This window comes from Pseudomonas cremoricolorata DSM 17059 = NBRC 16634 (genome assembly GCF_000425745.1).
GTDB lineage: Bacteria > Pseudomonadota > Gammaproteobacteria > Pseudomonadales > Pseudomonadaceae > Aquipseudomonas > Aquipseudomonas cremoricolorata.
Window position 1 is genome coordinate 47,625 of record NZ_AUEA01000006.1, and the last position, 25,942, is coordinate 73,566.

General features: G+C 65.3%; 25 protein-coding genes. 11 read left to right on the plus strand and 14 right to left on the minus strand.

Annotated elements, in window-relative coordinates; translation table 11 throughout:
- From nthA to oxdA, 4 genes are all read right to left on the minus strand, one after another.
- The gene (nthA, locus tag H618_RS0106890; RefSeq protein ID WP_028694371.1) at window positions 1-600 is read right to left on the minus strand and encodes a nitrile hydratase subunit alpha; all 600 of its coding nucleotides are present in this window, start codon (window positions 598-600) and stop codon (window positions 1-3) included.
- 77 nt (window positions 601-677) lie between these two features.
- Window positions 678-2,192 carry an amidase gene (locus tag H618_RS0106895; protein ID WP_028694372.1) on the minus strand — a complete coding sequence of 505 codons (1,515 nt, stop codon included), beginning with the start codon at window positions 2,190-2,192 and terminating at the stop codon, window positions 678-680.
- Between the two features lie 171 nt (window positions 2,193-2,363).
- A complete protein-coding gene (locus H618_RS0106900) occupies window positions 2,364-3,233 on the minus strand; it encodes a transporter (RefSeq protein ID WP_028694373.1) in 870 nt (289 codons plus the stop codon).
- A 92-nt stretch (window positions 3,234-3,325) separates the two neighbouring features.
- On the minus strand, window positions 3,326-4,384 hold the full coding sequence (oxdA, locus tag H618_RS0106905) for an aliphatic aldoxime dehydratase (RefSeq protein WP_028694374.1): 1,059 nt from the start codon (window positions 4,382-4,384) through the stop codon (window positions 3,326-3,328).
- Window positions 4,385-4,738: 354 nt separating this feature from the next.
- On the opposite strand from oxdA, the gene H618_RS0106910 reads away from it, so the two are divergent.
- Window positions 4,739-5,674, plus strand: a complete 936-nt coding sequence (locus H618_RS0106910) for an AraC-like ligand-binding domain-containing protein (RefSeq protein ID WP_028694375.1) — start codon at window positions 4,739-4,741, stop codon at window positions 5,672-5,674.
- A 3-nt stretch (window positions 5,675-5,677) separates the two neighbouring features.
- On the opposite strand, the gene rssC is transcribed toward H618_RS0106910, so the two are convergent.
- Together rssC and rssB are read right to left on the minus strand one after the other, a co-directional pair.
- Window positions 5,678-6,160 (minus strand): anti-sigma factor antagonist RssC, encoded by a 483-nt coding sequence (gene rssC / locus H618_RS0106915; RefSeq protein ID WP_028694376.1) that lies wholly within the window; start codon window positions 6,158-6,160, stop codon window positions 5,678-5,680.
- Window positions 6,157-7,341, minus strand: a complete 1,185-nt coding sequence (rssB, locus tag H618_RS0106920; protein WP_028694377.1) for a two-component system response regulator RssB — start codon at window positions 7,339-7,341, stop codon at window positions 6,157-6,159. The genes rssC and rssB overlap by 4 nt, the downstream gene beginning before the upstream one ends.
- Window positions 7,342-7,616: 275 nt before the next feature.
- Here rssB and H618_RS0106925 point away from each other — a divergent pair, with 275 nt between their 5' ends.
- Window positions 7,617-7,916, plus strand: coding sequence for a PilZ domain-containing protein (locus tag H618_RS0106925; protein WP_028694378.1), 300 nt, complete (start codon window positions 7,617-7,619; stop codon window positions 7,914-7,916).
- 18 nt (window positions 7,917-7,934) lie between these two features.
- Here H618_RS0106925 and H618_RS0106930 read toward each other — a convergent pair whose 3' ends face one another.
- A complete protein-coding gene (locus H618_RS0106930; protein WP_028694379.1) occupies window positions 7,935-8,636 on the minus strand; it encodes an MlaA family lipoprotein in 702 nt (233 codons plus the stop codon).
- 189 nt (window positions 8,637-8,825) lie between these two features.
- Between H618_RS0106930 and H618_RS0106935 the strand changes: the two genes are divergently transcribed.
- Both H618_RS0106935 and H618_RS0106940 read left to right on the plus strand, forming a co-directional pair.
- The gene (locus tag H618_RS0106935; RefSeq protein ID WP_033727555.1) at window positions 8,826-9,404 is read left to right on the plus strand and encodes a hypothetical protein; all 579 of its coding nucleotides are present in this window, start codon (window positions 8,826-8,828) and stop codon (window positions 9,402-9,404) included.
- A gap of 120 nt (window positions 9,405-9,524) precedes the next feature.
- Window positions 9,525-9,788: a DUF4404 family protein gene (locus H618_RS0106940; protein ID WP_028694381.1), complete on the plus strand. Its 264-nt coding sequence runs from the start codon at window positions 9,525-9,527 to the stop codon at window positions 9,786-9,788.
- A gap of 39 nt (window positions 9,789-9,827) precedes the next feature.
- Here H618_RS0106940 and queF read toward each other — a convergent pair whose 3' ends face one another.
- Window positions 9,828-10,658, minus strand: a complete 831-nt coding sequence (queF, locus tag H618_RS0106945; RefSeq protein ID WP_028694382.1) for an NADPH-dependent 7-cyano-7-deazaguanine reductase QueF — start codon at window positions 10,656-10,658, stop codon at window positions 9,828-9,830.
- Window positions 10,659-10,720: 62 nt separating this feature from the next.
- Window positions 10,721-11,221 carry a cupredoxin domain-containing protein gene (locus tag H618_RS0106950; protein ID WP_028694383.1) on the minus strand — a complete coding sequence of 167 codons (501 nt, stop codon included), beginning with the start codon at window positions 11,219-11,221 and terminating at the stop codon, window positions 10,721-10,723.
- 146 nt (window positions 11,222-11,367) lie between these two features.
- On the opposite strand from H618_RS0106950, the gene H618_RS0106955 reads away from it, so the two are divergent.
- Together H618_RS0106955 and H618_RS0106960 are read left to right on the plus strand one after the other, a co-directional pair.
- Complete coding sequence (locus tag H618_RS0106955) at window positions 11,368-12,048, plus strand: heavy metal response regulator transcription factor (protein ID WP_028694384.1); 681 nt, start codon at window positions 11,368-11,370, stop codon at window positions 12,046-12,048.
- A complete protein-coding gene (locus H618_RS0106960; protein ID WP_033727556.1) occupies window positions 12,048-13,400 on the plus strand; it encodes a heavy metal sensor histidine kinase in 1,353 nt (450 codons plus the stop codon). The genes H618_RS0106955 and H618_RS0106960 overlap by 1 nt, the downstream gene beginning before the upstream one ends.
- Window positions 13,401-13,436: 36 nt before the next feature.
- Here the strand turns inward: H618_RS0106960 and prpF are convergent, their stop codons facing one another.
- From prpF to H618_RS0106985, 5 genes are all read right to left on the minus strand, one after another.
- Entirely contained in the window at window positions 13,437-14,627 is a 1,191-nt protein-coding gene (prpF, locus tag H618_RS0106965; RefSeq protein ID WP_028694386.1) for a 2-methylaconitate cis-trans isomerase PrpF, read from the minus strand.
- Window positions 14,628-14,679: 52 nt separating this feature from the next.
- Complete coding sequence (acnD, locus tag H618_RS0106970; protein ID WP_028694387.1) at window positions 14,680-17,268, minus strand: Fe/S-dependent 2-methylisocitrate dehydratase AcnD; 2,589 nt, start codon at window positions 17,266-17,268, stop codon at window positions 14,680-14,682.
- A gap of 70 nt (window positions 17,269-17,338) precedes the next feature.
- On the minus strand, window positions 17,339-18,466 hold the full coding sequence (prpC, locus tag H618_RS0106975; protein ID WP_028694388.1) for a bifunctional 2-methylcitrate synthase/citrate synthase: 1,128 nt from the start codon (window positions 18,464-18,466) through the stop codon (window positions 17,339-17,341).
- A gap of 78 nt (window positions 18,467-18,544) precedes the next feature.
- The gene (prpB, locus tag H618_RS0106980) at window positions 18,545-19,435 is read right to left on the minus strand and encodes a methylisocitrate lyase (RefSeq protein WP_028694389.1); all 891 of its coding nucleotides are present in this window, start codon (window positions 19,433-19,435) and stop codon (window positions 18,545-18,547) included.
- Window positions 19,432-20,148, minus strand: coding sequence for a GntR family transcriptional regulator (locus tag H618_RS0106985; protein ID WP_028694390.1), 717 nt, complete (start codon window positions 20,146-20,148; stop codon window positions 19,432-19,434). The genes prpB and H618_RS0106985 overlap by 4 nt, the downstream gene beginning before the upstream one ends.
- A gap of 294 nt (window positions 20,149-20,442) precedes the next feature.
- Here H618_RS0106985 and rloA point away from each other — a divergent pair, with 294 nt between their 5' ends.
- From rloA to H618_RS0107010, 5 genes are all read left to right on the plus strand, one after another.
- A complete protein-coding gene (gene rloA / locus H618_RS0106990) occupies window positions 20,443-20,979 on the plus strand; it encodes a retropepsin-like aspartic peptidase RloA (RefSeq protein ID WP_028694391.1) in 537 nt (178 codons plus the stop codon).
- A gap of 5 nt (window positions 20,980-20,984) precedes the next feature.
- Window positions 20,985-22,520 (plus strand): osmotic stress tolerance membrane protein RloB, encoded by a 1,536-nt coding sequence (gene rloB, locus H618_RS0106995; RefSeq protein ID WP_028694392.1) that lies wholly within the window; start codon window positions 20,985-20,987, stop codon window positions 22,518-22,520.
- The gene (locus H618_RS0107000) at window positions 22,520-23,500 is read left to right on the plus strand and encodes an alpha-L-glutamate ligase-like protein (RefSeq protein ID WP_028694393.1); all 981 of its coding nucleotides are present in this window, start codon (window positions 22,520-22,522) and stop codon (window positions 23,498-23,500) included. Before rloB ends, H618_RS0107000 begins: the two co-directional genes overlap by 1 nt.
- Window positions 23,501-23,681: 181 nt before the next feature.
- The gene (gene pabB / locus H618_RS0107005) at window positions 23,682-25,025 is read left to right on the plus strand and encodes an aminodeoxychorismate synthase component I (protein WP_028694394.1); all 1,344 of its coding nucleotides are present in this window, start codon (window positions 23,682-23,684) and stop codon (window positions 25,023-25,025) included.
- Window positions 25,026-25,119: 94 nt separating this feature from the next.
- Window positions 25,120-25,854: a phosphoadenylyl-sulfate reductase gene (locus tag H618_RS0107010; RefSeq protein ID WP_028694395.1), complete on the plus strand. Its 735-nt coding sequence runs from the start codon at window positions 25,120-25,122 to the stop codon at window positions 25,852-25,854.
- Window positions 25,855-25,942: the final 88 nt, after the last annotated feature.

A 25,942-nucleotide genomic window follows, 5' to 3' on the forward strand; every position in this document is an offset into this window, starting at 1 on the left:
TCAGGCCAGCTGTGGCAAGGCCACGCCGATCAGCACGTCTTTGCTGACCAGTTGACGCAGCTGTTCTTCGCTGAGGTGCTCGGTGCCGGCCGGGCGCAGCGGCAGCACCAGGTAGCGGCTTTCGGCGGTGGTGTCCCAGACCTTGACCTGCACGTTGGCCGGCAGCTCGGTGCCCAGTTCGCGCAGTACCGTGCGGCCCTCGCGAACCAGGCGGGCGCGGAATTCGAAGCCCTTGTACCACTCCGGTGGCAGGCCCAGCACCGGCCAGTTGGTGCACGAACACAGGCTGCAGACGATGACGTTCTTCAGCGTGGGGGTGTCTTCCAGGGCGACGATGTACTCACCCTGCGGGCCGGTGTAGCCGAACTGCGCACAGGCGGCGGTGGCGTCTTCGAGCAGCAGCGCGCGATACGCCGGGTCGACCCAGGCCTTGGCCACCACGCGGGCGCCGTTTTCCGGGGTCCAGTCGTGGGCCATCAGTTGCGTCAGTTGCTCGATGTAGCCAGTGGGGATCAGCTCTTTGCGCTTGAGCACCTCGAACAGCGCCCAGGCGCGTTCGCCTGGGGTCGAGGGGTTGGCGCTGGGGTCGGTTTTGCTCATCAGGTGTCTCCTCGTGTCTTGGCGTTGTTGTTCTTCGGGCCACGGTTCTTGGGGTCGATAGGGCGTTCGCCCAGCGCCTACAGCGTTCGCCAGTCATGGGCCGCTTCGAAGGCGGCGGCGGCCTGGTAAAGGGTGCCTTCGCGGTGGTGGCCGGCGACCAGCATCAGGCCCACCGGCAAGCCATCGACCAGGCCGCAGGGAATCGACATGGCCGGGTGGCCGGTGATGTCCTGGGCCGAGGTGTTGCCGATCATCTCCAGGGCGCGGCCGACGTATTCGCTGATCGAGCAGCCGGCCGGCGGGTGCGGCTGGGCGATGATCGGTGTGGTCGGCAGCACCAGCAGGTCGAAGCGCTGCAAGGCGTTGTCGTAGGCGCGGCGGGCGAAACGGGCGAGGTTCTGTGCCTTGGCGTAGTAGCGCCCGTGGTAGTGATTCAGGCCGAACTGGCCGACCAGCATGCACAGCTTGAGCGAGGCCGAAAGCTGCTCGGCGTGCTGGCGCCAGCCGGCCTGCTTGTCGAGCAGGCCGACGTCATACAGGCCCTTCCAGTTAAAGCCTGCGCCATTGCCATGCATCATCTGCATGGTCAGCCCTTCGCAGCCGATCGGGTGCCACAGCGCCCCGGCCAGGCCGTGCTCGGGCACCGACACCGGCTCGATGTGCGCGCCGAGCGCCTCCAGGCGGGCAATGGCCTGGTTGACGCTGTCGCTGACCCGTGGGTCCTGGTTGGGCAGGCTGAAGCCCTCTTGCAACACGCCGATGCGCAAGCCGGCGACGCCACGGTCGAGGTAGCTGCAGTAGTCATCGACCTGCGGCGCGCTCTGCCGCGGGTCGAGGCCGTCGGCACCGGCCATCACTTGCAGCATCAGCGCGTTGTCACGCACGTTGCGGGTGATCGGCCCGGCATGGTCAAGCGTCGCCTCGATGGCCATGATGCCGCTGTAGGGCACCAGACCATGGGTCGGCTTCATGCCGTAGGTGCCGCAGAACGACGACGGAATGCGGATCGAGCCGCCCTGATCGCCGCCCACTGCCAGGTCGACTTCACCGGCGGCCACCAACGCGGCGCTGCCGGACGACGAGCCGCCGGCGGCATAGCCGTGGCGGTGCGGGTTGTGCACCGGCGCAGGGTCGGAGGTGTGGCTGCCCCCCGACAGGCAATAGTGCTCGCAGGTGGCCTTGCCGAGAATGGTGGCGCCAGCGTCCAGCAAGCGGGTGACCACCGTGGCATCGAAGGCCGGCACGTAACCTTCCAAGGGCGCGGCGCCGTTCATCATCGCCACACCGGCCAGGGCGATGTTGTCTTTGAGCGCCACGCTGCGCCCGGCCAGCGGACCTTCGCTGGCGCCTTGCACCTCGGCGCGTTGGTACCAGGCGCCCAGCGGGTTTTCAGCGGCCGTCGGGCGATGTCCGGCATTGCGCGGGTAGCGCACCGGCGGAGTGAAATCGGGCAGTTCATCGACCAGGTCGTAGGCGTCGAAGCTGGCCTGCATCAGCGCCAGGTATTCGCCGACGTGCTCGGCGCTCAGGGGAATGTTCAGCTCGATGGCGATGGCCGACAGCTCGGCAGGGGTAGGACGTTTAATGGCCATGGTGATCCTGTCTGGTAGCGAGGAACGGCGCCTGCCAGGCAGGCGGTTCGGGCCGGTCTTGAGCCTTGCGGCCGCGGGGTCGCGGCCGGGCGCTGTGGTTCAAATTAGGCAGCGCCAGGCGCGGGTGCTTGGTGCAGCGTGACATCCGCTTGGCTGAGCAGGACAACCCGCTCAGAACACCTTGAGGATGCGCAGGTTGAGCCGCGCACGTTCCTTGAAGCCTTCCTCGACCTCAAAATCCTGGCCCAGCTGCGCCTGCACTTGCAGGGTCGGCTCGATGAAATGGCTGACCGTCAGGCGCCCGTAGGAGGTCGACAGGCGGTTGTGCTGATCGACGCCATCGACCGTGGTCGCAGCGCCGGTGACATAGCCGCCGCCCAGGGCGATGCTGGTCTTTTCCGTCAGGGCGTAGCGCAGCGCCATCTGGTATTCGTAGCGGGTGTCTTCTTCGAGCTTGACCCCAGCCGGGCCGAAGTCGTCGTTGTTCGACACCCACGACGCTTCGGCCACCGTGTCCAGCGCCAGACGCGGGGTGAAGCGGTGGATGTAGGCGGCCTGAAGGGTTGCCCGCCAGCGGTTTTCACCCAGATTCAGGGCGTCGTCCTTGTCATAGCTGCCCACCGGTATGAACAGGTACGGCGCCAGCGAGAAAATGTCGCCATGGGCGGTGGGCAAGGTCCACTTCAGCGGCGCGGCAAGAATCGGGTCACCGATACCGTGGGTATCGCCCAGCGCGCCGACATCGCCGGAGGCATTGAGGTAGCCGAACGGCAACAGCACCTGCGGTTCCCACACCAGGTTGTCGGCCAAGCCCACGGCGTGGATGTAACGCAGGATCCCGACGTCGCTCTTGAGCCGGGCATTGTCCGAGACCCGGTCGCCGTCGGCATACAGCGCCTTGCGCTCAGCGTGCTGGTAGTACAGCGCCGCGGCATCGGCGCCGGCCGGAAGCGGCTCGTAGTCGCCGGGTGCGACTTCGATGGCCTGGCTGTGTGCCCACGGCAAGGCGGCGAGCAGCGGAACAATTCGAATTATTTTCATGGTTCACTTCCCATCGGCAAGGTCATGCCCTGCCCTGCGCCAACGCGGCGCGGGCCAGGCAAGCAAAAAGACTGAGGGTGGTTGGTGCCGGCCTAGGCGGCGGCCTGCTGGGCGTCGCGCAACATGCCGGTCTGCGGGTGGCAGTTGATGTACTCGAAGACCTGGCTGCTGGCGTCCGACACCGACACTTCGTGGTACAGGCGCAGTTTTTCCAGGCCCGCGGCGACACGGACAAAGGTCACGAAGATGCGCAGATGGGTGGGGTGCGATTCGGCCCAGCGCTCGAGCTTTTCCAGCGAGCGCCAGTGGCCGATGTTGTAGCTCATGTCGAGCAGGTTGCCCTGCAGGTCGATGTTGCGCACGAAGCGATTGCTGTAGCAGCCCAGTGCTGCGCCCTGGTCGCGGAGAAAGTCCATGCCGTCCTGCAAGGTCGGGAGGATTTCATCGAGGTACAGCGAGCGCTCCTTGGCCTCGGCCGAGGCCCAGTCCTGGCCCGAGCGAATCAGCGCGATGTTGTCGTGCCCAAGCACCAGCACCCGCCCGCCCTTGCTCGGGTCGCCGGCCACCACCTGGAGCGTGCCGTTGGGGTGCATCCAGTCGGTTTGCGACACCGGGAAGCGGTCGCGCATCGAGCCCCAGTAGCCGTGCTCTTCGATCTCGCCGCTGGTGCTGCCCATCACCTCACCCACGCCCGGCAGTTGCTCGCGGAAGGCGTACAGGGTTTCGAACTGCTCGGCGCGCGGCGCGCTGATCTCCTGGAAATAGCCCAGGCCATCGTTGGCCTGCTCCAACCCGCTCCACCACTGTTGCACCTCGGCCGAGCGCCACCAGCGACAGTAGGCAGCAGGGTCGGGCCAGTAGCCGACCACCATCAGATTTTGGTAGCCGCTGTTGTCTTCATGCTGGGTCAGGTCGTGGGACTGCGGACCATCGGCCAGGGCGAAGCGGCCAACGATGTCGCGCAGCGCCTGCAAGGCCTGCTCGCGCTGCCCCGGGTCGCGGTACTGCACGCCCAGGTAGGCCATCACCACCTGCTTGAGCTGCTCATCGGCGCGCCCGACCCACATCGGGAACGGCGGCTGGTAGTCGTCGGGCACTCGGCGCGACAGCGTGCGCGGGCACTTGAGGTGTTTGTCGATTGCAGATTCCATCACGGTTCCTCTCAGGTCAGACGGCCAGGCTCGGCCGTCGAATGGCAGGGCATCGCTGCGGGCACCGGGCCACGCGCTGCTGTTCTCGAGGCCTTGCTCGGCGCAGGTCGTTGAACGCTGAGGTGAAATTAGGCAGCCGCGGGTGCTGGCGCTTGGTTACTGCGGACAACCGTTTGGCTGGTCGGGACAGGGCCGTTGATGGCTATGGATCGGGGGGGGCTGTTACGAAACGCAGCGAATGCGTAGTGCAAAGGTAAGACCCAACACGCGCTGTAGGAATGGTCTGGTTATTGCTTTGGAGATAGTCGGTCGCGCCGCTGTGCGGCCTCTCGCCGACGCATCAAGGTAATCGCCATGGCTCAGCAGAACCAGTATTCCACCCTGGCCGTCTCCCAGCCCCGTCGCTTCGACTACTGGAAAGAGGTGGTCTGTCGGCACTGCCTGAGCGCCGACAGCAAACCCTCGTCGCAGAGCGATTTCGAAGGCACCTTGCAGGTCAATCAGATTGGCGCGTTGAGCATCTCGACGCTGTCCTCGCCCCTGCATCACTGGGTCCGCAGCGAGCAGCACGTGCGCAGCGACGCCGCCGAAGATTTGTGGCTGGGGTTCACCCGCAACGGCTTCGGCGAGCTGGAACAGGGTGCACAGAAGACCCGTCTTGGTGCAGGCAATCTGTTTCTTTATGACGCAACCCAGCCTTTTCGTTTCAGCCTGGGTGGTACTGAAAACCACCTCCTGCGCATTCCACGGCAGTTGATCGCGCCCCGGCTGCCACGCATCGCCGAATGCACCGCGCGGGTGCTCGACGAAAGCCGTCCGGGGGCCATACCGCTGCGCGAGATGTGTCAGCAGGCAGCCAGCAACCCGGCGTTGTTGCAGGACGCGGGCCTGGCGCAGCGCTATGCCAGCACCCTGCTCGACCTGCTGGTGCTGAGCCTTGAGTTGCAGGACACCGAGGTCGGCCATCAGGAAAAGGATTTGTATGGACGGGTGATGCTGTACATCCAGCGCCACCTGAGCGATGCGCAGTTGTCGCTGGAGCAGATTGCCCAGGCGCATCACGTTTCGACCCGCACCGTGACCCGCGCGTTCGCCCGGCACCAGAAGACCCCGGCGGCAGAAATCTGGAAGGAGCGCCTCAGCGCCAGCCGCCATGCCCTCGAGCAGGGCCAGGTGCGCAGCGTGTCACAGGCGGCGCTGGACTATGGGTTTTCCGACTTTTCCCACTACAGCCATGCGTTTCGCAAAGCCTTTGGCGTCACGCCGCAGTCGCTGCTGGCACGCGGCTGAGGCTCAGGTACGCTCCAGCGCACTGACCAGGTCGCGGAAGGCTTCGCGGTTGGACTCGTTCAGGCCCATGAGAATGCGGTGCGCTTCGAGCACCTTGGCGCGCACCACCTCTTCGCTCTGATCCTGCGCGGGCAGGTCATCCAGGCATTCCGGGCAGGGCAACGGGTAGTCGACGATGTTGAACACCTGGTCGAAGCCCATCGACTGCAACAGCCTTGAGATGTCCGGGTTGGTGGTGACCACGGTGGGCAGCAGCCCCACTCGCTGACGCGAAAGAATCGACAGCTTGGCCAACAGGCCCAGGGTGGTGCTGTCCATGCTCTCGGTTTCGGTCAGGTCGATGACGATGTTGGAGAAATTCAACGCGCTGAAGATCTTCTCGATCGTGGCATCCAGGGCTGTACACAGGGTTAAACGCACTTCACCGACGAACTTCAGAACGAAGGTGCCGTTCTGCTCGGCAAACTGGATTCTTCCAGTACTCATTGAAGGTTCCTGCTCAACACCAATAGGGCGATATCATCCGGCATCTCCCCAAGCGTAGACAATCCGAATCGTTGGCGCAGACCATCCAGGCTGCCCCCTGCGGCCTTGATCAACTCAGGCAGGCCGGCTTCCTTGTCTTTCAGCGTGGCGCCGGGCAACAGGTCGAGAATCCCGTCCGACAGCAAGGTCAGGCTGAACTGCGGCGGCAGTTCGACCACGTGATCCTGGTAACTGGCCTCATCGAACAGGCCGACCGGCAGGCCGCGGCCCTCCAGGTAACGGGCCTGACCGGGGGTGTACAGCACCGGCAATGGCAGGTGCCCGCCCACCGCGTAGGTCAGAAGCCCGGTGTCTTCATCGATGACCCCACCGACCATGGTCACGTGCTTGCCCAGCTTGCAGTTGATCAGGCCGCGGTTGATGTGCCCGAGCACATCGGACGGCTTGAAGTCGCGCAGGCGGCTGTTGCGCTTGAATTCGAACAGCAGGCGGGTGGTCATGAACTTCAGCAGCACGGTGACGAACGCCGACGACGCACCATGGCCCGAGACATCGGCCAGGTAGAACGCGATGCGGTGTTCGTCGACGCGGAAGTAGTCGACGAAATCCCCCGACAGGTACAGCGAGGGGATGATCTGATGCTCGAAGGCGATTCCCGCCGCACGCCAGGGGTTTTCCGGGAGCATGTTCATCTGCACCTGGCGCCCGGCGGTCTGGTCTTCCTGCAACAGGTGCAGGCTGGCCTGCAATTCGCGGTTGGCGGTTTCCAGGTCTTCGCGGTAGCGCTGGTTCTCGTGCTGCAGGCGCGCGCGCTCGAGCGCACGGTGCACCGAGTGCTCCAGCACGGCGAGGTCTTCCAGGGGTTTGATCAGGTAGTCGGCCGCGCCCAGGCGCAGCGCCTCGACGGCGTCGGTCATCACCCCTGCGCCGGAGACCACGATCACCGGCAATTGCGGGACGCGCTCGGTGAGCAGGCCAATCAGCTCGAGCCCGCCCATGTGCGGCATGCGCAGGTCACAGATGACCAGGTCGGGGGGCTGCTGTTCGAAGAGCGTCAAGCCCTGCTGGCCGTTACTGGCCTGAAGCACGCGGAAGCCGCTGTCTTCGAGATAGGCTGCGAGGCTCGCGCGCACTACGTCGTCGTCGTCGATGATCAGCAGCGTTGCACTGGTTTTCTGCATGTGGGCGAACGGCGCCAGAAATAGGTTGGCGTAGCGGCTGGGCTAGGGCTGACAGGCGGCTACTGGAATTCTCTCTGACACTCACCGCTGGGGGCAACGGATGCGAAGATGCATTGCCCAACACCGGGTAGAGGTGCCCTGTAAGGCGCAGACGGTACTCCCATCCGCCAGGTGTTTCAAGCATGGCGCGGGCGCGACGTTCACGCACTTTACACGCCAAATTGCCGGGAGTTATAAGAAAGTCCCCAAGCCCTACCAGATGGAAGGTTGACCCCATGTCAGATACCCCCACCAGCTACAGCGAGAAGCGCGATTTCATTCGCATGCGCGTCGACGCTGCCGCCACCCTGCTGCACGCTGGCGAGGTGATTGCCGCCGTGTGCATCGATCTGTCCAGCAGCGGCATGCAGGTTCAGGCGCCGCAGCAGTTTCAGGTCGGTGATCGTCTGCAGGTGTGCATCGAGTCGGAACACGCGGCGCTCGAAGGGCTGCGCGCCAGTACCGAAGTGGTGTGGATCGCCGACCAGCCGGACGGCGAACAGAAGCTGGGCCTGCGCATCCTGGCGATGCACTGAGGCCCAGCCGGGCTGCGATCAGAAGTCGTCTTCGACCTCGCCATCCTTGACCCGGAATTCGCGGTTCTGCAGGTAGGCGTTGCGGATGAAGATGTACTTGTCGCCGCTGATCAGCTTTTCTGCCGAGAGCAACTGCGCGCGGGTGTCGACAACATCAAGCGCGAAGATCGAATTGCGCGTCGGCACGTGGTCGATGTAGCGATACGGCTTTGTGTAGGTGTCCGGGTAGCGGGCAAGGCCATCACGCACGGTGCTCGGGCCGAGCAGCGGAATGACTACGTACGGACCGCTCGGCACGCCCCAGTAGCCCAGGGTCTGGCCGAAGTCTTCGTCGCTGCGCTGCAAGCCCATGCGCGTGCCGACGTCGATGAAGCCGCCCAGGCCGAAGGTGGTGTTGACGATCAGCCGCGCAGTGTCGACGCCAGCGGCGTGGTACTTGAGCTGCAACACGTTGTTGGCGAGGTTGGTGACATCGCCCAGGTTGCTGAAGAAGTTGTGCACGCCATCTTCGACGAACTGCGGCGTGACCGCCTGATAGCCCTTGGCCAGAGGCTTGAGCGCATAGGTGTCGAGCACGTCGTTGAACCTGAAGATCGGCCGGTTGACGGCCTCCCAGGGGTCTTCCTCGGTGGCAGCCTGCACGGCGACCAGCGGGGCCAGCGCCAGGCTGGCGCAGATACAGGCCTGGGTGACGCGATCGATCACTCCGGTCCTACGCATAGATGCTTCTCCATAAGGGTTCACGACCACAGGTCGCGGGCGGTTGCCTGACAAGCGGCCAGTATAAGGACTCCGTGGTTTAAGAACAGCCTCGGCGGTCGACTGGGAAATATTGTCAGCAAACATTACCGCTGTCATGCAACGGTAACCTGCCGCCCATAGCGTGGGGGTTCTTTTCCGGACGCTGCCATGCCAATCGCCACGCCCGCCCCCTCCCCCATCAACGCCGTGCTGTTCGGCCTGCGCGGCTGCCTGGTGCTGGCGAGCCCAGATTCAGCCGCGCCGGCCCCTGGCGCCCTGGGTTGCCTGCGCCAATTGCGCCAGCAGGCGGTGCCCTGCCTGTGGCTGGATGATCGCGGTGAAACGGCTGAGCGCCAGGCGTTGCTCGATAGCCTGCCGGCATGGCTGCCCGGACACGTCGCCCAAGGCCGCCCGTACCCCGCGCCAGACGCCTGCTGGCAAGCCCTGATCAGCCTGGGCAGTACGCACCTGACCGGCAGCGTGCTGGTCAGTGGCGATCCGGCGTTGCTTCAAGCCGCACTCAACGCGGGGTTGTGGACGGTCGGCCTTGCCGCCTGCAGCCCGTGCTGCGCCAGCAGCGCGCGACGCTGGCAGGGCATGAGCGGCGCCGAGCAGGCCCAGGCCCGCGGCCAGGCGACCCTGGCCCTGTTCAGCCTCGGCGTGCACTCGGTGATCGACCATCTGGAGGCGCTGCACGGTTGCCTGCAAGACATCCGCCAGCGCATGGCCAAGGGCGAAAAGCCCTGATCGCAGGTTGATGCCGATCAGGCAAAGCCCTCGCCAGTGGATTACCCTTGCAGCAGGCTAGAAACCTTTCGCCGGCTGCGAAGGTCCATGCCTTGTTAAGTCATTGATGGAGAACCCCCTATGCCCGCCCGCGAACTGCAAGACCGTCTGAACAGCCTGCGCGAGCAACTGGATCGCAACGTGCCGCTGACCGACGAAGAAGTCGCCACGCTGCACGAGGAAGCCCGGCAGATCGAAGCCCAGCTGAAACTCGAAGAAGCCACCCCGGACAACAACATGGCCGACGGCGTGAACCTGGCAGTGGAGCGCTTCGAGGCCGACCACCCCGACCTCACCGCTACCCTGCGCAGCATCGCCAACTCGCTGCACAGCATGGGTATCTGAGACGCCGCCCTGGGGCGCAATCGCGCCCCACCGGCGGAGTTACTGACGGGCCAGGCGCAGGTTGCGCGGGCTGATCAGCGCGCTGCTGCGGTAGGGGTTGATATCCAGCCCGCCGCGGCGCACATAGCGCGCGTACACCGTCAGGCGCTCAGGCTTGAGCAGCGTCAGCAGGTCGAGGTAGATGCGCTCGACGCACTGCTCATGGAAATCGGCGTGCTGGCGGAAGCTCACCAGGTAGGCCAGGAGGCTGGCGTGATCCAGCGCCGCGCCGTGATAGTCGACCACCACACTGCCCCAGTCCGGCTGACCGGTGACGGGACAGTTGGATTTGAGCAAGTGGCTGTGCACGGTTTCTTCGACCACCCGTTCAGGGTTGCAGCGCAGCAGCTCAGGCTGCGGCTGGTCGTAGCTGCTGATGGTCACATCGAGTGCATCGATGCACTGCCCAGGCAACGCCGCCAGGCCTTCGGCCTCGACTTCGGCCAAGGTCCGCACACGCACCCCGACCGGCTTGCCGGCAACCGCAGACAGATCGCGCACCAGGCACTCGCGCAGCTCGGCGATCGAGGCGAAGGGGGTTTGGTTCAGCGAGTTGAGGTAGAGCTTGAACGACTTCGACTCGATGATGTTCGGCGAGTCGGCCGGGATGGCGAACTCACCCATGGCCACCACTGGCTTGCCCGAAGGCAGCAGCCAGGACAGCTCGAAGCAGTTCCAAAAATCCACCCCTTGCCACGGCAGATTGCCGGCGGCAACGCCCAGCTCTGCCCATTTCGCCTGACGCGGGATGGCGAACAGCAGCGAGGGCGTGTAGGTGGCGACGTATTCGCTGGACTTGCCCAGCGGGGAATGTTCGGCGGCGGGATGCATGGCGTCTGTCCTGCTAAATCAAAATGCCGTCCAGTCTACCGGTTTCGCCCGCCGCCTGCAGGTCACTCGATGTTCAGCGGGCCGACCATCCCGGCCTGATAGTGCCCCGGCACGTTGCAAGCGAACTCGATCGCCTCGGCGCCGCGGAAGGTCCAGGTCAGTTCGCCGCGCTGGCCCGGCTGCACCAGCACGGTGTTGCCTTCGCCGTGGGCATGCACTTCATCACCACCATGCCCACCATGCCCGCCATGGCCGCCGGCCTCGGCGGTGGCATTGAAGATCTTGCCCTGCATGGCGAGCATTTCCTTCTGGTGATCGACGTGCATGGCCTTGGTGCCCAGGTTGAACTCATGGGGCAACTGGCCTTCATTGATCAGCACGAAACGCACCGTCTCCCCCGCCTTCACCTGCAGGCTGGAGGGTTCGAAGGCGATGTCCTTGAGCAGTACCTCGACCGTGCGCGTGGCTTCGGCGGCGGGCGCCGGTTCGCCGAAGGCGAAACTCTCGGCCAAGGCCGGCAGGCTGAGCGCAGACACGGCCGCGGCAAGCAACAACGATTTCATGACGACTCCCACTCACTGACAGAATGCCGCGCAGTCTAGCGTGCAAGCGCTGGCGCCTGGCTGACCGGCAGATTACAAAACTGTCAGCTTGGCCGCTGCCGGCCGCGCTGGCGTATCCTTGCGCTCTCGTTCCTCAAGGCCGCGCCATGAAACTGCTGATCGTCGAAGACCAGGCCAAGACCGGCCAGTACCTGTGCCAGGGGCTGCGTGAGGCCGGTTTCGCCACCGAGCTTGCCAGCGACGGCGACAGCGGCCAGCACCTGGCCCTGACCGGCGACTACGACCTGCTGCTGCTCGATGTGATGCTGCCCGGCCGCGATGGCTGGCAGATTCTGCAGAGCGTGCGCCAGGCCGGGCTGGACACGCCGGTGCTGTTTCTCACCGCCCGCGACGCCGTGCAGGACCGCGTGCATGGCCTCGAGCTGGGCGCCGACGATTATCTGGTCAAGCCCTTCGCGTTCTCGGAACTGCTGGCGCGGGTGCGCAGCCTGCTGCGCCGCGGTGCCAGCCCGAGCCAGGACACCTGCCTGAGCCTGGCCGACCTCAAGCTCGACCTGATCCGTCGCCGGGTCGAGCGCGCCGGCCAGCGCCTGGACCTCACCGCCAAGGAATTCGCCCTGCTCGAACTGCTGCTGCGCCGCCAGGGCGAGGTACTGCCCAAGTCGCTGATCGCCTCGCAGGTGTGGGACATGAATTTCGACAGCGACACCAACGTCATCGAAGTCGCCATCCGCCGCTTGCGCCTGAAGGTCGATGACGCCCATCCACACAAGCTGATCCATACCGTGCGCGGCATGGGTTACGTGCTCGAAGTGCGCCACGACTGATGCGCCTGTCACTGGGAACCCGCCTTGCGCTGTTGTTCGCTGCCTGTACCGCAGCGGTGTCGCTGGGCGCCGGGCTGCTGTTCAGCCAGGCCAGCGCGCGGCACTTCATCGAACTCGACCAGCAACTGCTCAGCGCCCGCCTGACGCAAATGCGTAGCCAGCTTGGGCCGTTGTCCAGCGCCGACCAGCTGACCGCCCACCTGCCCCAGCTGCGCAGCCAGCTCAGCCACCAGTCGGACCTGGCCCTGCGCATCAGCGGCGGCGACGGGCAAACCTGGTTCGCCAGCCGCAGCGGGCTGCCGAGCGAGCCAGCGGCTACCGGGCTTGCCACCTTGCATGCCAACGGCACCGACTTTCGCAGCCTGGGCATTGCCCTGCGCAGCGATGGCCCGGGCGCTGCGCGGATGACGTTGTTCCTCGACATCACCCACCACCAGCACTTTCTGCAACGCATGCAGCAGTTGATCTGGTCGACGGTCGGCCTGTCGGCCCTGGCCACGGCACTGCTCGGGGCCTGGGCGGTGCGCCGCGGGCTACGGCCATTGCGGCAGATGGGCAAGGTCGCCGCCAGCGTGTCGGCGCGCTCACTGACTACGCGCCTGCCAGTCGGCCAACTGCCCGATGAACTGGCCGAGCTGGCCGCTGCGGTCAACGCCATGCTGCAACGCCTGGACGATGCCTTTCAGCGGCTGTCGGCATTCTCCGCCGACATCGCCCATGAACTGCGCACGCCGCTGTCCAACCTGTTGACCCACACCCAGGTAACCCTGACCCGCCCGCGCAGCCTCGAGCAGTACCGCGAGGCGCTGCATGGCAACCTCGAAGAGCTGCAGCGCATGGCGCAGATGGTCAACGACATGCTGTTTCTGGCCAAGGCCGATCACGGCCTGCTGGTACCGGGCCAGCAGCCTCTACAGCTCGAAGATGAAGTCGACGCGTTGCTGGAGTACTACGCGGCGCTGGCCGAAGAGGCTGACATACGCTTGCAGCGCGACGGCACGGCGGCGCTGAACGGTGATCGGCACATGCTGCGTCGGGCACTGTCGAACCTGCTCGACAATGCCTTGCGCTTCACCCCCGCAGGCGGCGAGATTCGCGTCACCTTGCAGCCCGGCGCGCGCCTGTGCGTGGCCAACACCGGCCCTGCCATCGACCCGGACGCTCTGCCGCGGCTGTTCGACCGCTTCTACCGCGCCGACCCCGCCCGCCGCGACGGTGGCCGCGAACACGCCGGACTGGGCCTGGCCATCACCCGCTCGATCGTCCAGGCCCACGGCGGGCAGATCGGCATCGACAGCCAGGCGGGCTGGACCCGGGTGACCCTTGACCTGCCGGCGGTGCAGGACGGCTAAGGCAAACGCTGTCGCAGGGGCAACTGCGCAAGCTCCTCAGAACGCGTCCCCCGGCACCCGCACCCAACCTTCCATCAACACCCGCGCACTGCGACTCATCAGCACTTGGGTGACCTGCCACTGGCCGTCCACCTGACGCGCCTCGGCGCCAACGCGCAAGGTGCCGGAGGGGTGGCCGAAGCGCACCGACTGGCGCGTGCCGCCGCCGGCGGCGAGGTTGACCAGGGTGCCGGGGATCGCCGCAGCGGTGCCGATGGCCACGGCTGCGGTGCCCATCATCGCGTGGTGCAACTTGCCCATGGACATCGCCCGCACCAGCAGGTCGACCTGATCGGCGGCGACCGGCTTGCCACTGGAGGCGGTGTAGTCCATGGGCGGCGCGACGAAGGCCACTTTCGGCGTGTGCTGCCGGGCCGCGGCGTCCTCCAGGCGGGCGATCAGGCCCATGCGCAGGGCGCCGTGGGCACGCAGGGTCTCGAGGCGCGCCAGCGCAGCGGGGTCGGCGTTGATCGCCTCCTGCAACTCACAGCCGCGGTAACCCAGATCAGCGGCGTTGACGAAGATGGTCGGAATGCCGGCGTTGATCAGCGTTGCCTTGAGCGTGCCGATGCCCGGCACCGTCAGCTCATCGACCAGTTTGCCGGTGGGGAATAGCGCCCCGCCCTCGCCGTCTTCGTCGGCGGCCGGATCGACGAAGGCCAGTTGCACCTCGGCTGCGGGAAAGGTCACGCCATCGAGTTCGAAGTCACCGGTTTCCTGCACCTGGCCTGCGCTGATCGGCACCTGGGCGGTGATGCTCTTGCCGATGTTGGCCTGCCAGATACGCACCGTCGCCACGCCGTCCTGGGGAATGCGCGCCGGGTCGATCAACCCGCTGCTGATGGCAAACGCCCCGACGGCGGCGGTGAGGTTGCCGCAATTGCCGCTCCAGTCGACGAAGGGCTGATCGATCGAGACCTGGCCGAACAGGTAGTCGACGTCGTGTTCGGCGCGCTGGCTGGCAGCGACGATCACCGCCTTGCTGGTGCTGGAAGTGGCGCCGCCCATGCCGTCGATCTGCTTGCCGTAGGGGTCGGGGCTGCCGATCACCCGAAGCAGCAGGGCGTCACGGGCAGGCCCGGGCACCTGGGCGGGCTCGGGCAGTTGGTCGAGGCGAAAGAACACGCCCTTGCTGGTGCCGCCACGCATGTAGGTGGCGGCAATCCGGATCTGCGCTGGGTAGGTCATGCGGGCATCCTGTTGGCCGGCCAGCGCGGAGGGCTGGCGCGGCTCGGTTGAGTCAGACGGTGGCTTCGAGGAAGTCTTGGGCGAAACGCTGCAGCACGCCACCGGCCTCATAGATCGACACTTCTTCACCGGTGTCCAGGCGACAGGTCACCGGCACCTCCAGGCGTTCGCCGTCGCGCCGGGTGATGACTAACGTCAGGGTCGCGCGTGGCGTGCGCTGGCCGACCACGTCATAGGTTTCGCTGCCATCGAGGGCCAACGTGCGGCGGTCGGTGCCGGGGTGAAACTCCAGCGGCAGCACGCCCATGCCCACCAGGTTGGTGCGGTGGATGCGCTCGAAGCCCTCGGCGACGATGGCCTCGACCCCAGCCAGGCGCACGCCCTTGGCCGCCCAGTCGCGGGACGAGCCCTGGCCGTAGTCGCCGCCGGCCACGATGATCAGCGGCTGCTTGCGCGCCATGTAGGTTTCGATCGCCTCCCACATGCGCGTCACCTGGCCTTCCGGCTCCAGGCGGGTCAACGAGCCCTGGCGCACCTTGCCGTCGGCGTCGCGGACCATCTCGTTGAACAGCTTGGGGTTGGCGAAGGTGGCGCGCTGCGCGGTGAGGTGGTCGCCGCGGTGGGTGGCGTAGGAGTTGAAGTCCTCTTCCGGCAGGCCCATCTTGGCCAGGTACTCGCCGGCAGCGCTGTCACGCATGATGGCGTTGGACGGCGACAGGTGGTCGGTGGTGATGTTGTCCGGCAGCACCGCCAGCGGGCGCATGCCGGTCAGGCTGCGTTCACCGGCCAGGGCGCCTTCCCAGTACGGCGGGCGGCGAATGTAGGTGCTCATTGGCCGCCACTGGTACAACGGCGGCACGCTCGGGCCGCTGTGGCTGTCGATGGCGAACATGGGGATGTACACCTGGCGGAACTGCTCGGGCCTGACCGCTGCCTTGACCATGGCGTCGATCTCGGCATCGCTCGGCCAGATGTCCTTGAGGCGGATTTCCCGGCCATCGACCACGCCAAGCACATCCTTCTCGATGTCGAAACGGATGGTGCCAGCAATCGCGTAGGCCACCACCAGCGGCGGCGAGGCGAGGAACGCCTGCTTGGCGTACGGGTGGATGCGCCCGTCGAAGTTGCGGTTGCCCGACAGCACGGCGGTGGCGTACAGGTCGCGGTCGATGATCTCTTGCTGGATCTGCGCATCCAGCGCACCCGACATGCCGTTGCAGGTGGTGCAGGCGAAGGCGACGATGCCAAAACCCAATTGCTCGAGTTCCTGCTCCAGCCCGGCCTCTTGCAGGTACAGCTGTACCGCCCGCGAACCCGGCGCCAGCGATGATTTGACCCACGGCTTGCGGCTCAGCCCGAGGCGGTTGGCATTGCGCGCCAGCAGCCCGGCGGCGATGACGTTGCGCGGGTTGCTGGTGTTGGTGCAACTGGTGATGGCGGCGATGATCACCGCGCCGTCGGGCATCTGCCCGGGCACATCGTCCCAGGCGCCGGCGATGCCCTTGGTCGCCAGATCACTGGTGGCGACCCGCGCGTGCGGGTTGGAGGGCCCGGCGAGGTTACGCACCACGCTGCCCAGGTCGAAGCTCAGCACCCGCTCATAGTCGGCCTGCACCAAGCTGTCGGCCCACAGCCCGGCCACCTTGGCGTAGGTTTCCACCAGTTGCACCTGCTGCTCTTCACGGCCGGTCAGGCGCAGATAGTCGAGGGTCTGTTGGTCGATGGCGAACATCGCCGCAGTGGCGCCGTATTCGGGGGCCATGTTGGAGATGGTCGCGCGGTCGCCCAGGGTCAGCGCCGCAGCGCCGCTGCCGTAGAACTCCAGATACGCGCCAACCACTTTCTGCTGACGCAGGTACTCGGTCAGCGCCAGCACTAGGTCGGTGGCCGTCACATTCGGCGCCAGACGCCCGCGCAGCTCGACGCCGACGATTTCCGGCAGGCGCATCCACGAGGCGCGGCCAAGCATGACGTTCTCGGCTTCCAGGCCACCGACGCCGATGGCGATCACCCCCAGGGCATCGACATGCGGGGTGTGGCTATCGGTGCCGACGCAAGTGTCGGGGTAGGCCACGCCCTGCTCGCTGTGAATCACCGGCGACATTTTCTCGAGGTTGATCTGGTGCATGATGCCGTTGCCCGGCGGAATCACGTCGACATTCTTGAACGCTTGCTTGGTCCAGTTGATGAAATGGAAACGGTCTTCGTTGCGCCGGTCTTCGATGGCGCGGTTGCGCTCGAAGGCCTGCGGGTCGTAGCCGCCGCATTCCACCGCCAGCGAGTGATCGACTATCAGTTGCACCGGCACCACCGGGTTGACCTGCGCCGGGTCGCCGCCCTTGTCGGCGATGGCATCGCGCAGGCCGGCCAGATCGACCAGGGCGGTCTGGCCGAGGATGTCATGGCACACCACTCGCGCCGGGTACCAGGGGAAATCGAGGTCACGCTTGCGCTCGATCAGTTGCCCCAGGCTGGCGTCGAGGGTCGCAGGGTTGCAGCGGCGCACCAGGTTTTCCGCCAGCACCCTTGAGGTGTATGGCAGCCGGGCGTAGGCGCCAGGCTGAATAGCCTCGACCGCTGCGCGGGCGTCGAAATAGTCCAGCGCGGTGCCTGGCAAAGCTTTGCGGTATGCAGTGTTCATATCGTTATCAGGCTCTATCACAGTAATCGGGCCAGGCCCGAGGCGGCCGGGGCGGCCCCCGGCCTGTGGTTCAGCGCTGCTCGATGGCCACGAACGGGCGCTGCTCGACGCCGGTGTACTCTGCACTGGGTCGGATGATGCGGTTGTTGGCGCGCTGCTCGAACACGTGCGCTGCCCAGCCGGTGAGGCGCGAGCAGACGAAGATCGGCGTGAACAGCTTGGTCGGGATGCCCATGAAGTGGTACGCCGAGGCGTGATAGAAGTCGGCGTTGGGGAACAGCTTCTTCTGCTCCCACATGGTCTTGTCGATAGCCTCGGAGACCGGGAACAGCACACTGTCGCCAGCCTCTTGCGAAAGCTTGTGCGCCCAGCCCTTGATCACTTCGTTGCGCGGATCGCTCTCTTTATAGATGGCGTGGCCGAAGCCCATGATCTTGTCCTTGCGCTCGAGCATGCGCAGCAGTTCGGCGCTGGCCTCCTGCGGGCTGCTGAACCGCTCGATCAGCTCCATCGCCGCCTCGTTGGCGCCGCCGTGCAGCGGGCCACGCAGCGCGCCGATGGCGGCAGTGATGCACGAATACAGGTCAGACAAGGTCGAGGCGCAGACTCGCGCGGTGAAGGTCGAGGCGTTGAATTCATGTTCGGCGTAGAGAATCAGCGACACGTTCATCACCTTCACGTGCAGCGCGCTCGGGGTCTTGCCGTGCAGCAGGTAGAGGAAGTGCCCGCCGAGGGTGTCCTGGTCGCTCTCGCAGTCGATGCGCACGCCATGGTGGCTGAAGCGATACCAGTAGCAGACGATGGCCGGGAACAGCGCCAGCAGGCGGTCGGTGCGGTCGTGCTGGGCATCGAAGGTCAGTTCCGGCTCCAGCGTGCCGAGCATCGAGCAGCCAGTGCGCATGACGTCCATCGGGTGGGCATCACGAGGGATGCGCTCGAGTACCTCCTTGAGCGCCTGGGGCAGGCTGCGCAGGCCCTTGAGGGTGTGCTTGTAGTCGGCAAGCTCGGCGGCGCTGGGCAGTTTGCCGTACAGCAGCAGGTAGGCGACTTCTTCGAATTCGGCGCCTGCGGCCAGGTCACGTACGTCATAACCGCGGTAGGTCAGCCCGGCGCCGGCCTGACCCACGGTGGACAACGCGGTCTGTCCGGCAACCTGGCCACGCAGGCCTGCGCCACTGAGTACTTTTGCTTCGGCCATGGTGTTTCTCCTCATCTTGGAATTGTCTTGTAGGAACGGCCGGGTGGTTCGGCCCAGGCAACCGGGCCCCGCCTGCCTCTAGCCTTTCTTCTGCGCGAACAACGCATCGAGGCTCTGCTCGAAGGCGTGATAACCAATGGCGTCGTACAGCTCCATGCGCGTCTGCATGGTGTCGATCACCTGCTGCTGGGTACCGTCGCGGCGCAGCGCGGCATACACATTCTCGGCCGCCTTGTTCATCGCGCGGAACGCCGACAGCGGGTACAGCACCAGCGCCACGTCGACTTCGGCGAGCTGCGCGGTGGTGTACAGCGGGGTGGCGCCGAACTCGGTGATATTGGCCAGAATCGGTGCGCGCACCCGCTCAGCGAAGGTCTTGTACATCGACAGCTCGGTGATGGCCTCGGGGAAGACCATGTCGGCGCCGGCCTCGACACAGGCGGCAGCCCGCTCCAGGGCTGCCTCCAGCCCTTCCACGGCCAGGGCATCGGTGCGCGCCATGATCACAAAGCTGTCGTCCTGGCGGGCATCGACCGCCGCCTTGATGCGGTCGACCATCTCCTGCTGGGTGACGATTTCCTTGTTCGGCCGGTGTCCGCAGCGCTTGGCGCCGACCTGGTCTTCGATATGAATGGCCGCCGCGCCGAACTTTTCCATCGAGCGCACGGTGCGGGCGACGTTGAAGGCCGAAGCGCCGAAGCCGGTGTCGACATCGACCAGCAGCGGCAGGTCGCACACGTCGGTGATACGCCGCACGTCGGTCAGCACGTCATCGAGGTTGCTGATGCCCAGGTCAGGCAAGCCCAGGGAGCCTGCGGCCACGCCGCCGCCAGACAGGTAAATGGCCTTGAACCCGGCGCGCTTGGCCAGCAGCGCGTGGTTGGCATTGATGGCACCGACCACCTGCAGCGGATGCTCGGCGGCGACCGCCTCGCGAAAACGTTGGCCGGGCGTGCTCTTGACTGTCATGACTCACCTCGAAGGCTGGGGGTGGAGGCGCCCTGGTAGTGGCGCTCGATATTGCGTCGGGAGGCGCCGATGTGACGGCGCATCAACAGTTCGGCCAGCTCACCGTCGCCGGCTTCGATGGCATCGAGAATTCGGTGATGTTCGGTGAAGGCCTGGCGCGGCCGGTTGGGCATGCTGGAAAACTGCAGGCGGTACATGCGCACCAGCTGGTACAGCTCGCCGCAGAGCATCTTCACCAGGGTCTGGTTGCCGCTGCCATGGATGATCCGGTAGTGGAAATCGTAGTCACCCTCTTGCTGGTAGTAGCCGACCCCGGCCTGGAACGCCGCGTCGCGCTCATGGGTGTCGAGCACCTCGCGCAGTTCGCGGATCTGTTCCTGGCCCATGCGCTCGGCGGCCAGGCGGCAGGCCATGCCTTCGAGGGATTCGCGAATCTGGTACAGCTCGATCAGCTCGCTGTGGCTGAGCGATACCACCCGCGCGCCGACGTGGGGCACGCGCACCAGCAGGCGCTGGCCTTCCAGACGGTGAATGGCCTCGCGCAGCGGGCCGCGGCTGATGCCGTAGGTGCGCGCCAGCTCGGGCTCGGAAATCTTGCTGCCCGGGGCGATCTCACCCTCGACGATGGCCGCCTGAATGCGCCGGAACACGTGCTCGGAGAGGGTTTCGCCTTCATCGGCGAGGCTGGCCAGGGGCTGTACGGTATCCCGCATTATTGTCGACACCTTTTTCGCTTTGAACGGAAAAGTAGCGCTATATCGACCAATCGTCAAACTCAACCACACGGATTGTCGACAATATAACAGACGAGAAACTCCCCAGACGCTTCGCTGTCAGAACGCGGCGCGCTGGCGTCAAGACCTCGGCGTGATAGAATGCCGCGCCAGTTGCTGGCACACGGACACTATGCCTGCCAGCGTTTCGCGCGCCTGGCAGTTGAATGAGGATGCTCGCGCAGTCACTGCCAGTCGCCTTGCCCCAACCTTGCACTGAACTGCGTCAGGAATATGAAATTCACACCTGTTTTATCGCTGCTGTGCCTCTTCCTGCTGCCGGCTACCGCCTCGGCCGTAGAGAAAGCCGTGTACGGCCTCAACGAATACGCACACCTGGGCGAGCTCGATCTGGAGGTGGCGGCCAAGCTCGACACCGGCGCCAAGACCGCTTCGCTGAGCGCCCGTGACATCAAGCGCTTCAAGCGTAACGGCGAGAGCTGGGTGCGCTTCTACCTGGCCATCGACACCGCGCACAAACACCCCATCGAGCGTCCACTGGCGCGGGTCAGCAAGATCAAGCGCCGCGCCAGCGACTACGACGGCGAGTCGGGCAAGGCCTATACTGCTCGCCCGGTGATCGAACTGCAGATCTGCATGGGGCAGCGCCAACGCACCATCGACGTCAACCTGACGGACCGCAGCACGTTCCAGTTTCCACTGCTGATCGGCTCGGAGGCGCTCAAGCAGTTTGGCGCACAGGTCGATCCAAGCCTCAAATACGCGGCCGGCAAACCTGCCTGTGCCTCCAAAGCTCCCACCGCAGAGTAATTCCGATGCGTTCTCTTACCCTTCACCTGAAAGTCCTGATCACCGTTCTGGTGCTGCTGGGCGTAATGGTCACGGCCTATCAGATCTTCTTCCTCGGCATCCCGGTGACCGAAGACGAGACCGACGACTTGTGGAACATCGACGCCAAGGTCGAGTTCGTGGCCAGCTCCAAGGACCCAGTCAAGGTGCAGATGTTCGTGCCGCCGCTGAATCGGGACTACGTCAGCCTCAACGAGAGCTTCATTTCCAACAACTACGGTGTCAGCGTCAACCGCGCCGATGGCAACCGCAAGGTGACCTGGTCGGCGCGCCGCGCCAACGGCAACCAGACTCTCTACTACCGCCTTGTGCTGACCAAGCGCTACAGCACGGAGAAAGCCGCCATCAAAGGCGCCACCTTCCGTGACAGCCTGGCCGTCGACGGCCCCGAGAAGGTTGCCGCCGAAGCGCTGATGGCGCCGATTCGCCAGCACTCGGCAGACGTCGAGACCTTCGTCGGCGAGACCATCAAGCGGGTCAACAACCTCAACGACGACAACGTCAAGCTGCTGCTGGCCGGTGACACCTCGGCGCAGAACAAGGCGCGCGTGGTCGACCTGCTGCTGTCCATCGCCCACGTGCCGATGGAAAAAGTGCACACCATCCGCCTGGTCGCCGACACCCCGCAAAGCCCTGAACTGTGGCTGCGCAGCTTCAATGGCAACGACTGGCTGTACTTCAACCCGGACACCGGCGAGCAGGGCCTGCCCAACGATCGCCTGCTGTGGTGGACCGGCGATGACAACCTGGTCACCGTCGATGGCGGCAAGAAAGCCAACGTCACCTTCAGCCTGAACAACAGCGAGATGAACGCCATCCGCCTGGCCAAGCTGACCGACGAGAACACCGACGCCGACTTCCTCGAATACTCGCTGTACAGCCTGCCGCTGCAAACCCAGCAGACCTTCATGATCATGGTCATGATCCCCATCGGCGTGCTGGTGATCCTGGTGCTGCGCAACCTGATCGGCATCCAGACCCTGGGTACCTTCACCCCGGTACTGATCGCCCTGGCCTTCCGCGAAACCCAACTGGGCTTCGGCATCATGCTGTTCACGGTGATCACCGCGCTCGGGTTGTCGCTACGCTCCTACCTCGAACACCTCAAGTTGCAGATGCTGCCGCGGCTGTCGGTGGTGCTGACCTTCGTCGTGGTGCTGATCGCCGCCATCAGCCTGTTCAGCCACAAGCTGGGCCTTGAACGTGGCCTGTCGGTGGCGCTGTTCCCGATGGTGATTCTGACCATGACCATCGAACGCCTGTCGATCACCTGGGAAGAGCGTGGCGGTGGCCATGCCATGAAGGTCGCCATCGGTACGCTGTTCGCCGCTTCCCTGGCGCACCTGCTGATGATGGTTCCGGAACTGGTGTACTTCGTCTTCACCTTCCCGGCGGTGCTGCTGGTTCTGGTGGGCTTCATGCTGGCGATGGGTCGCTACCGCGGCTACCGCCTGACCGAGCTCGTACGCTTCAAGGCGTTCCTGAAAAAGGCTGATGCCTGATGTTCGGACTGATCAAGACCTGGAAGGCCCTGGAAGCCCGGGGCATCATGGGCATCAACCGGCGTAACGCCGACTACGTGCTCAAGTACAACAAGCGCAACCTGTATCCGGTGGTCGATGACAAGATCATCACCAAGGAACGGGCGATGGCCGCCGGCATCCACGTGCCGGAGATGTTCGGAGTGATCGAGACCGAGAAGGAAATCGACAAGCTCGAGCAGATCATCGGCGGGCGCAGCGACTTCGTCATCAAGCCGGCCCAGGGCGCCGGCGGTGACGGCATTCTGGTGGTCGCCGACCGCTTCGAAGACCGTTACCGCACGGTGTCGGGCAAGATCATCAGCCACGAGGAAATCGAGCACCAGGTGTCGAGCATCCTCACCGGGCTGTACTCGCTGGGCGGGCACCGCGACCGCGCATTGATCGAGTACCGCGTCACTCCCGACCAGATCTTCAAGAGCATCAGCTACGAAGGCGTGCCCGACATTCGCATCATCGTGCTGATGGGCTACCCGGTGATGGCCATGCTGCGCCTGCCGACCCGCCAGTCGGGCGGCAAGGCCAACCTGCACCAGGGCGCCATCGGCGTCGGTGTCGACCTGGCCACCGGCGTCACCCTGCGCGGCACTTGGCTCAACCGCATCATCAGCAAGCACCCCGACACCACCAACTCGGTGGACGGCGTGCAACTGCCCAACTGGGACGGCTTCATGAAGCTTGCGGCCAACTGCTACGAGCTGTGCGGGCTGGGCTACATCGGTGTGGACATGGTGCTGGACCAGGACAAGGGCCCGTTGATTCTCGAGCTCAACGCGCGCCCCGGCCTGAACATCCAGATTGCCAACGACTGCGGCCTGACCCAGCGCACCCACGCCATCGAAGCGCACCTGGAAGCCTTGGCCAAGGACGGCATCACGGAAGATGCCGAGCAGCGCGTCAAGGTCGCCCAGGGCCTGTTCGGCCACGTGCTCGGGCACTAGCCACGCAGCGTGCGACCAACCGGGGCGCCCGCTCCGGTTGGTCGCACGTCCAGCCTGTCGCTCACGCCTGCAACCCCAAGCCCAGGCGATTCCCGCTGAGTAAACGTCGCTCCGGCGCTAGGCGCATTTCCTACACAGGTCTACAATCGCCCTCCCCGCTTTGACATCGCCGTCCACACTGATGCCGACTTGCACGCTTCACCCCCTGCCCTATCATGCCGACCCCGCGGGCTACTTCGCACACCTTCGCGACGCCCCCGGCGCGGTACTGCTCGACAGCGCGCGCCCAGGCGCCGAGCGCGGGCGTTTCGACCTGCTCAGCGCCTGGCCCGTACAGGCACTTCAGGTTCGCCCGCAGGAGAGCGGCGAGGCGTACCTGCAGCGCCTGCGCGAGGCACTCGCGCAGCTGGGCCCGGCCGAGTTGCCGGACGCAGTCGAGCTGCCCTTCGCCGGCGGACTGATCGGCTACCTGAGCTATGACTTTGGCCGGCGCCTGGAGCAATTGCCGGAGCGCGCCGTGGACGATCTGCACCTGCCCGACGCGAGCCTTGGCGTGTATGCCTGGGCCTTGGTCAGCGACCATCACTTGCGCACCAGCCAGTTGGTATTTCATCCGCAGCTGGACGCTGACGAACGTACACGCCTGATCGCGCTGCTCACCGCGCCTGCGCCCCGGCATGAAGCCCGCTTCAGCTTGCGTGGGGCGATGCGCGGCGACCTCGACAGCGAACAGTACCGCCAGGCGTTCGACCGCGTGCAGACGTACATCCACGCAGGTGACTGCTACCAGATCAACCTCACGCAACGCTTCCGCGCGCCGTGCCAGGGCGACCCGTGGCAGGCCTACCGTGCGTTGCGCCAGGCCTGCCCGACGCCGTTTTCCGGCTTCATGCAACTGGCTGACGGCAGCGCCTTGCTCAGCCTGTCGCCCGAGCGCTTCGTGCAAGTCAGCCAGGGCCGAGTGGAAACCCGGCCGATCAAGGGCACCCGCCCGCGCGCCAGCGACGCCTTACAGGATGCTGCCAACGCTGAGGAACTGCTCGGCAGCAGCAAGGATCGCTCGGAAAACCTGATGATCGTCGACCTGCTGCGCAACGACCTTGGGCGCACCTGCGAGATCGGTTCGGTGCGGGTGCCGGAGCTGTTCAGCCTCGAGAGCTACCCCAACGTGCATCACCTGGTGAGCAGCGTCACCGGCCGCCTGGCCGCTGGCCGCGATGCCTTCGACCTGATCGCCGGCAGCTTCCCCGGCGGCTCGATCACCGGGGCGCCGAAGATCCGTGCCATGCAGATCATCGACGAACTGGAACCCACCCGCCGCGCGCTGTACTGCGGCTCGCTGCTGTACGTGGATGTGCGCGGCGAAATGGACAGCTCGATCGCCATCCGCAGCCTGCTGATCAAGGACGGTCAGGTGTGTTGCTGGGGCGGCGGTGCGGTGGTGGCCGACTCGCAATGGCAGGCCGAGTACGAAGAGTCGATCGCCAAGGTGAGAATTCTGCTGGAGACGCTGCAGGCACTGTGAGCGCCGGGGGTGACGCTGCGTCTGTTCCGGCTTTTTTGTTACCATCGGCTTCACTACGAGCGCCAAGCGCCATATTCAAGATGGAAACCGCCTGATGAGCCAACCCTTCGACGTCGCCGCCCTGGCCGCCACCTACGCCAGCAAGTCCCCTCAGGACATCCTCAAGCTCGCCTTCGAGCATTTCGGTGATGACCTGTGGATTTCCTTCAGCGGCGCCGAAGACGTGGTGCTGGTGGACATGGCCTGGAGGCTCAACAAGCAGGTCAAGGTGTTCAGCCTCGACACCGGTCGTCTGCACCCGGAAACCTATCGCTTCATCGAGCAGGTGCGCGAGCAGTACAACCTGCCCATCGAGCTGCTCAGCCCGGACCGTGACAAGCTCGATGCCTTCGTCAAGGACAAGGGCTTGTTCAGCTTCTACCGCGATGGCCATGGCGAATGCTGCGGCGTGCGCAAGATCGAACCACTGCGGCGCAAGCTGGCGACCGTCAGCGCCTGGGCCACCGGCCAGCGCCGCGACCAGAGCCCCGGCACCCGTAGCCAGGTGGCTGCACTGGAAATCGACACTGCGTTCTCCACCCTCGAGCGCCCGCTGTACAAGTTCAACCCGCTGGCGCAGATGACCAGCGAGGAAGTCTGGGGCTATATACGCATGATGGAGCTGCCCTACAACAGCCTGCACGAGCGCGGCTTCATCAGCATCGGCTGCGAACCCTGCACCCGCCCGGTCCTGCCCCGCCAGCACGAGCGCGAGGGTCGCTGGTGGTGGGAAGAATCGACGCAGAAAGAATGCGGCCTGCACGCTGGCAACCTCATCAGCAAGGCCTGACGGCAGCGGCTAGCTTTAAGCGGCAAGCGGCAAGTAAGAGCGGTCCGTGGTGGGGCGGCTGTTTCTTGTGGCTTGGCGCTTTGCTTTA

What these genes read in the sequence shown, in the direction of transcription:
- H618_RS0106925 (WP_028694378.1), top strand. Translation starts at nt 7,617, where the DNA reads ATGTCAGATACCCCCACCAGCTACAGCGAGAAGCGCGATTTCATTCGC.
- nthA (WP_028694371.1), bottom strand. Translation starts at nt 600, where the DNA reads ATGAGCAAAACCGACCCCAGCGCCAACCCCTCGACCCCAGGCGAACGC.
- pabB (WP_028694394.1), top strand. Translation starts at nt 23,682, where the DNA reads ATGCCGACTTGCACGCTTCACCCCCTGCCCTATCATGCCGACCCCGCG.
- H618_RS0106895 (WP_028694372.1), bottom strand. Translation starts at nt 2,192, where the DNA reads ATGGCCATTAAACGTCCTACCCCTGCCGAGCTGTCGGCCATCGCCATC.
- oxdA (WP_028694374.1), bottom strand. Translation starts at nt 4,384, where the DNA reads ATGGAATCTGCAATCGACAAACACCTCAAGTGCCCGCGCACGCTGTCG.
- H618_RS0107010 (WP_028694395.1), top strand. Translation starts at nt 25,120, where the DNA reads ATGAGCCAACCCTTCGACGTCGCCGCCCTGGCCGCCACCTACGCCAGC.
- rloA (WP_028694391.1), top strand. Translation starts at nt 20,443, where the DNA reads ATGAAATTCACACCTGTTTTATCGCTGCTGTGCCTCTTCCTGCTGCCG.
- H618_RS0106955 (WP_028694384.1), top strand. Translation starts at nt 11,368, where the DNA reads ATGAAACTGCTGATCGTCGAAGACCAGGCCAAGACCGGCCAGTACCTG.
- prpC (WP_028694388.1), bottom strand. Translation starts at nt 18,466, where the DNA reads ATGGCCGAAGCAAAAGTACTCAGTGGCGCAGGCCTGCGTGGCCAGGTT.
- H618_RS0106960 (WP_033727556.1), top strand. Translation starts at nt 12,048, where the DNA reads ATGCGCCTGTCACTGGGAACCCGCCTTGCGCTGTTGTTCGCTGCCTGT.
- rloB (WP_028694392.1), top strand. Translation starts at nt 20,985, where the DNA reads ATGCGTTCTCTTACCCTTCACCTGAAAGTCCTGATCACCGTTCTGGTG.
- prpF (WP_028694386.1), bottom strand. Translation starts at nt 14,627, where the DNA reads ATGACCTACCCAGCGCAGATCCGGATTGCCGCCACCTACATGCGTGGC.
- H618_RS0107000 (WP_028694393.1), top strand. Translation starts at nt 22,520, where the DNA reads ATGTTCGGACTGATCAAGACCTGGAAGGCCCTGGAAGCCCGGGGCATC.
- rssB (WP_028694377.1), bottom strand. Translation starts at nt 7,341, where the DNA reads ATGCAGAAAACCAGTGCAACGCTGCTGATCATCGACGACGACGACGTA.
- H618_RS0106940 (WP_028694381.1), top strand. Translation starts at nt 9,525, where the DNA reads ATGCCCGCCCGCGAACTGCAAGACCGTCTGAACAGCCTGCGCGAGCAA.
- H618_RS0106950 (WP_028694383.1), bottom strand. Translation starts at nt 11,221, where the DNA reads ATGAAATCGTTGTTGCTTGCCGCGGCCGTGTCTGCGCTCAGCCTGCCG.
- H618_RS0106900 (WP_028694373.1), bottom strand. Translation starts at nt 3,233, where the DNA reads ATGAAAATAATTCGAATTGTTCCGCTGCTCGCCGCCTTGCCGTGGGCA.
- queF (WP_028694382.1), bottom strand. Translation starts at nt 10,658, where the DNA reads ATGCATCCCGCCGCCGAACATTCCCCGCTGGGCAAGTCCAGCGAATAC.
- H618_RS0106935 (WP_033727555.1), top strand. Translation starts at nt 8,826, where the DNA reads ATGCCAATCGCCACGCCCGCCCCCTCCCCCATCAACGCCGTGCTGTTC.
- acnD (WP_028694387.1), bottom strand. Translation starts at nt 17,268, where the DNA reads ATGAACACTGCATACCGCAAAGCTTTGCCAGGCACCGCGCTGGACTAT.
- H618_RS0106930 (WP_028694379.1), bottom strand. Translation starts at nt 8,636, where the DNA reads ATGCGTAGGACCGGAGTGATCGATCGCGTCACCCAGGCCTGTATCTGC.
- prpB (WP_028694389.1), bottom strand. Translation starts at nt 19,435, where the DNA reads ATGACAGTCAAGAGCACGCCCGGCCAACGTTTTCGCGAGGCGGTCGCC.
- H618_RS0106910 (WP_028694375.1), top strand. Translation starts at nt 4,739, where the DNA reads ATGGCTCAGCAGAACCAGTATTCCACCCTGGCCGTCTCCCAGCCCCGT.
- rssC (WP_028694376.1), bottom strand. Translation starts at nt 6,160, where the DNA reads ATGAGTACTGGAAGAATCCAGTTTGCCGAGCAGAACGGCACCTTCGTT.
- H618_RS0106985 (WP_028694390.1), bottom strand. Translation starts at nt 20,148, where the DNA reads ATGCGGGATACCGTACAGCCCCTGGCCAGCCTCGCCGATGAAGGCGAA.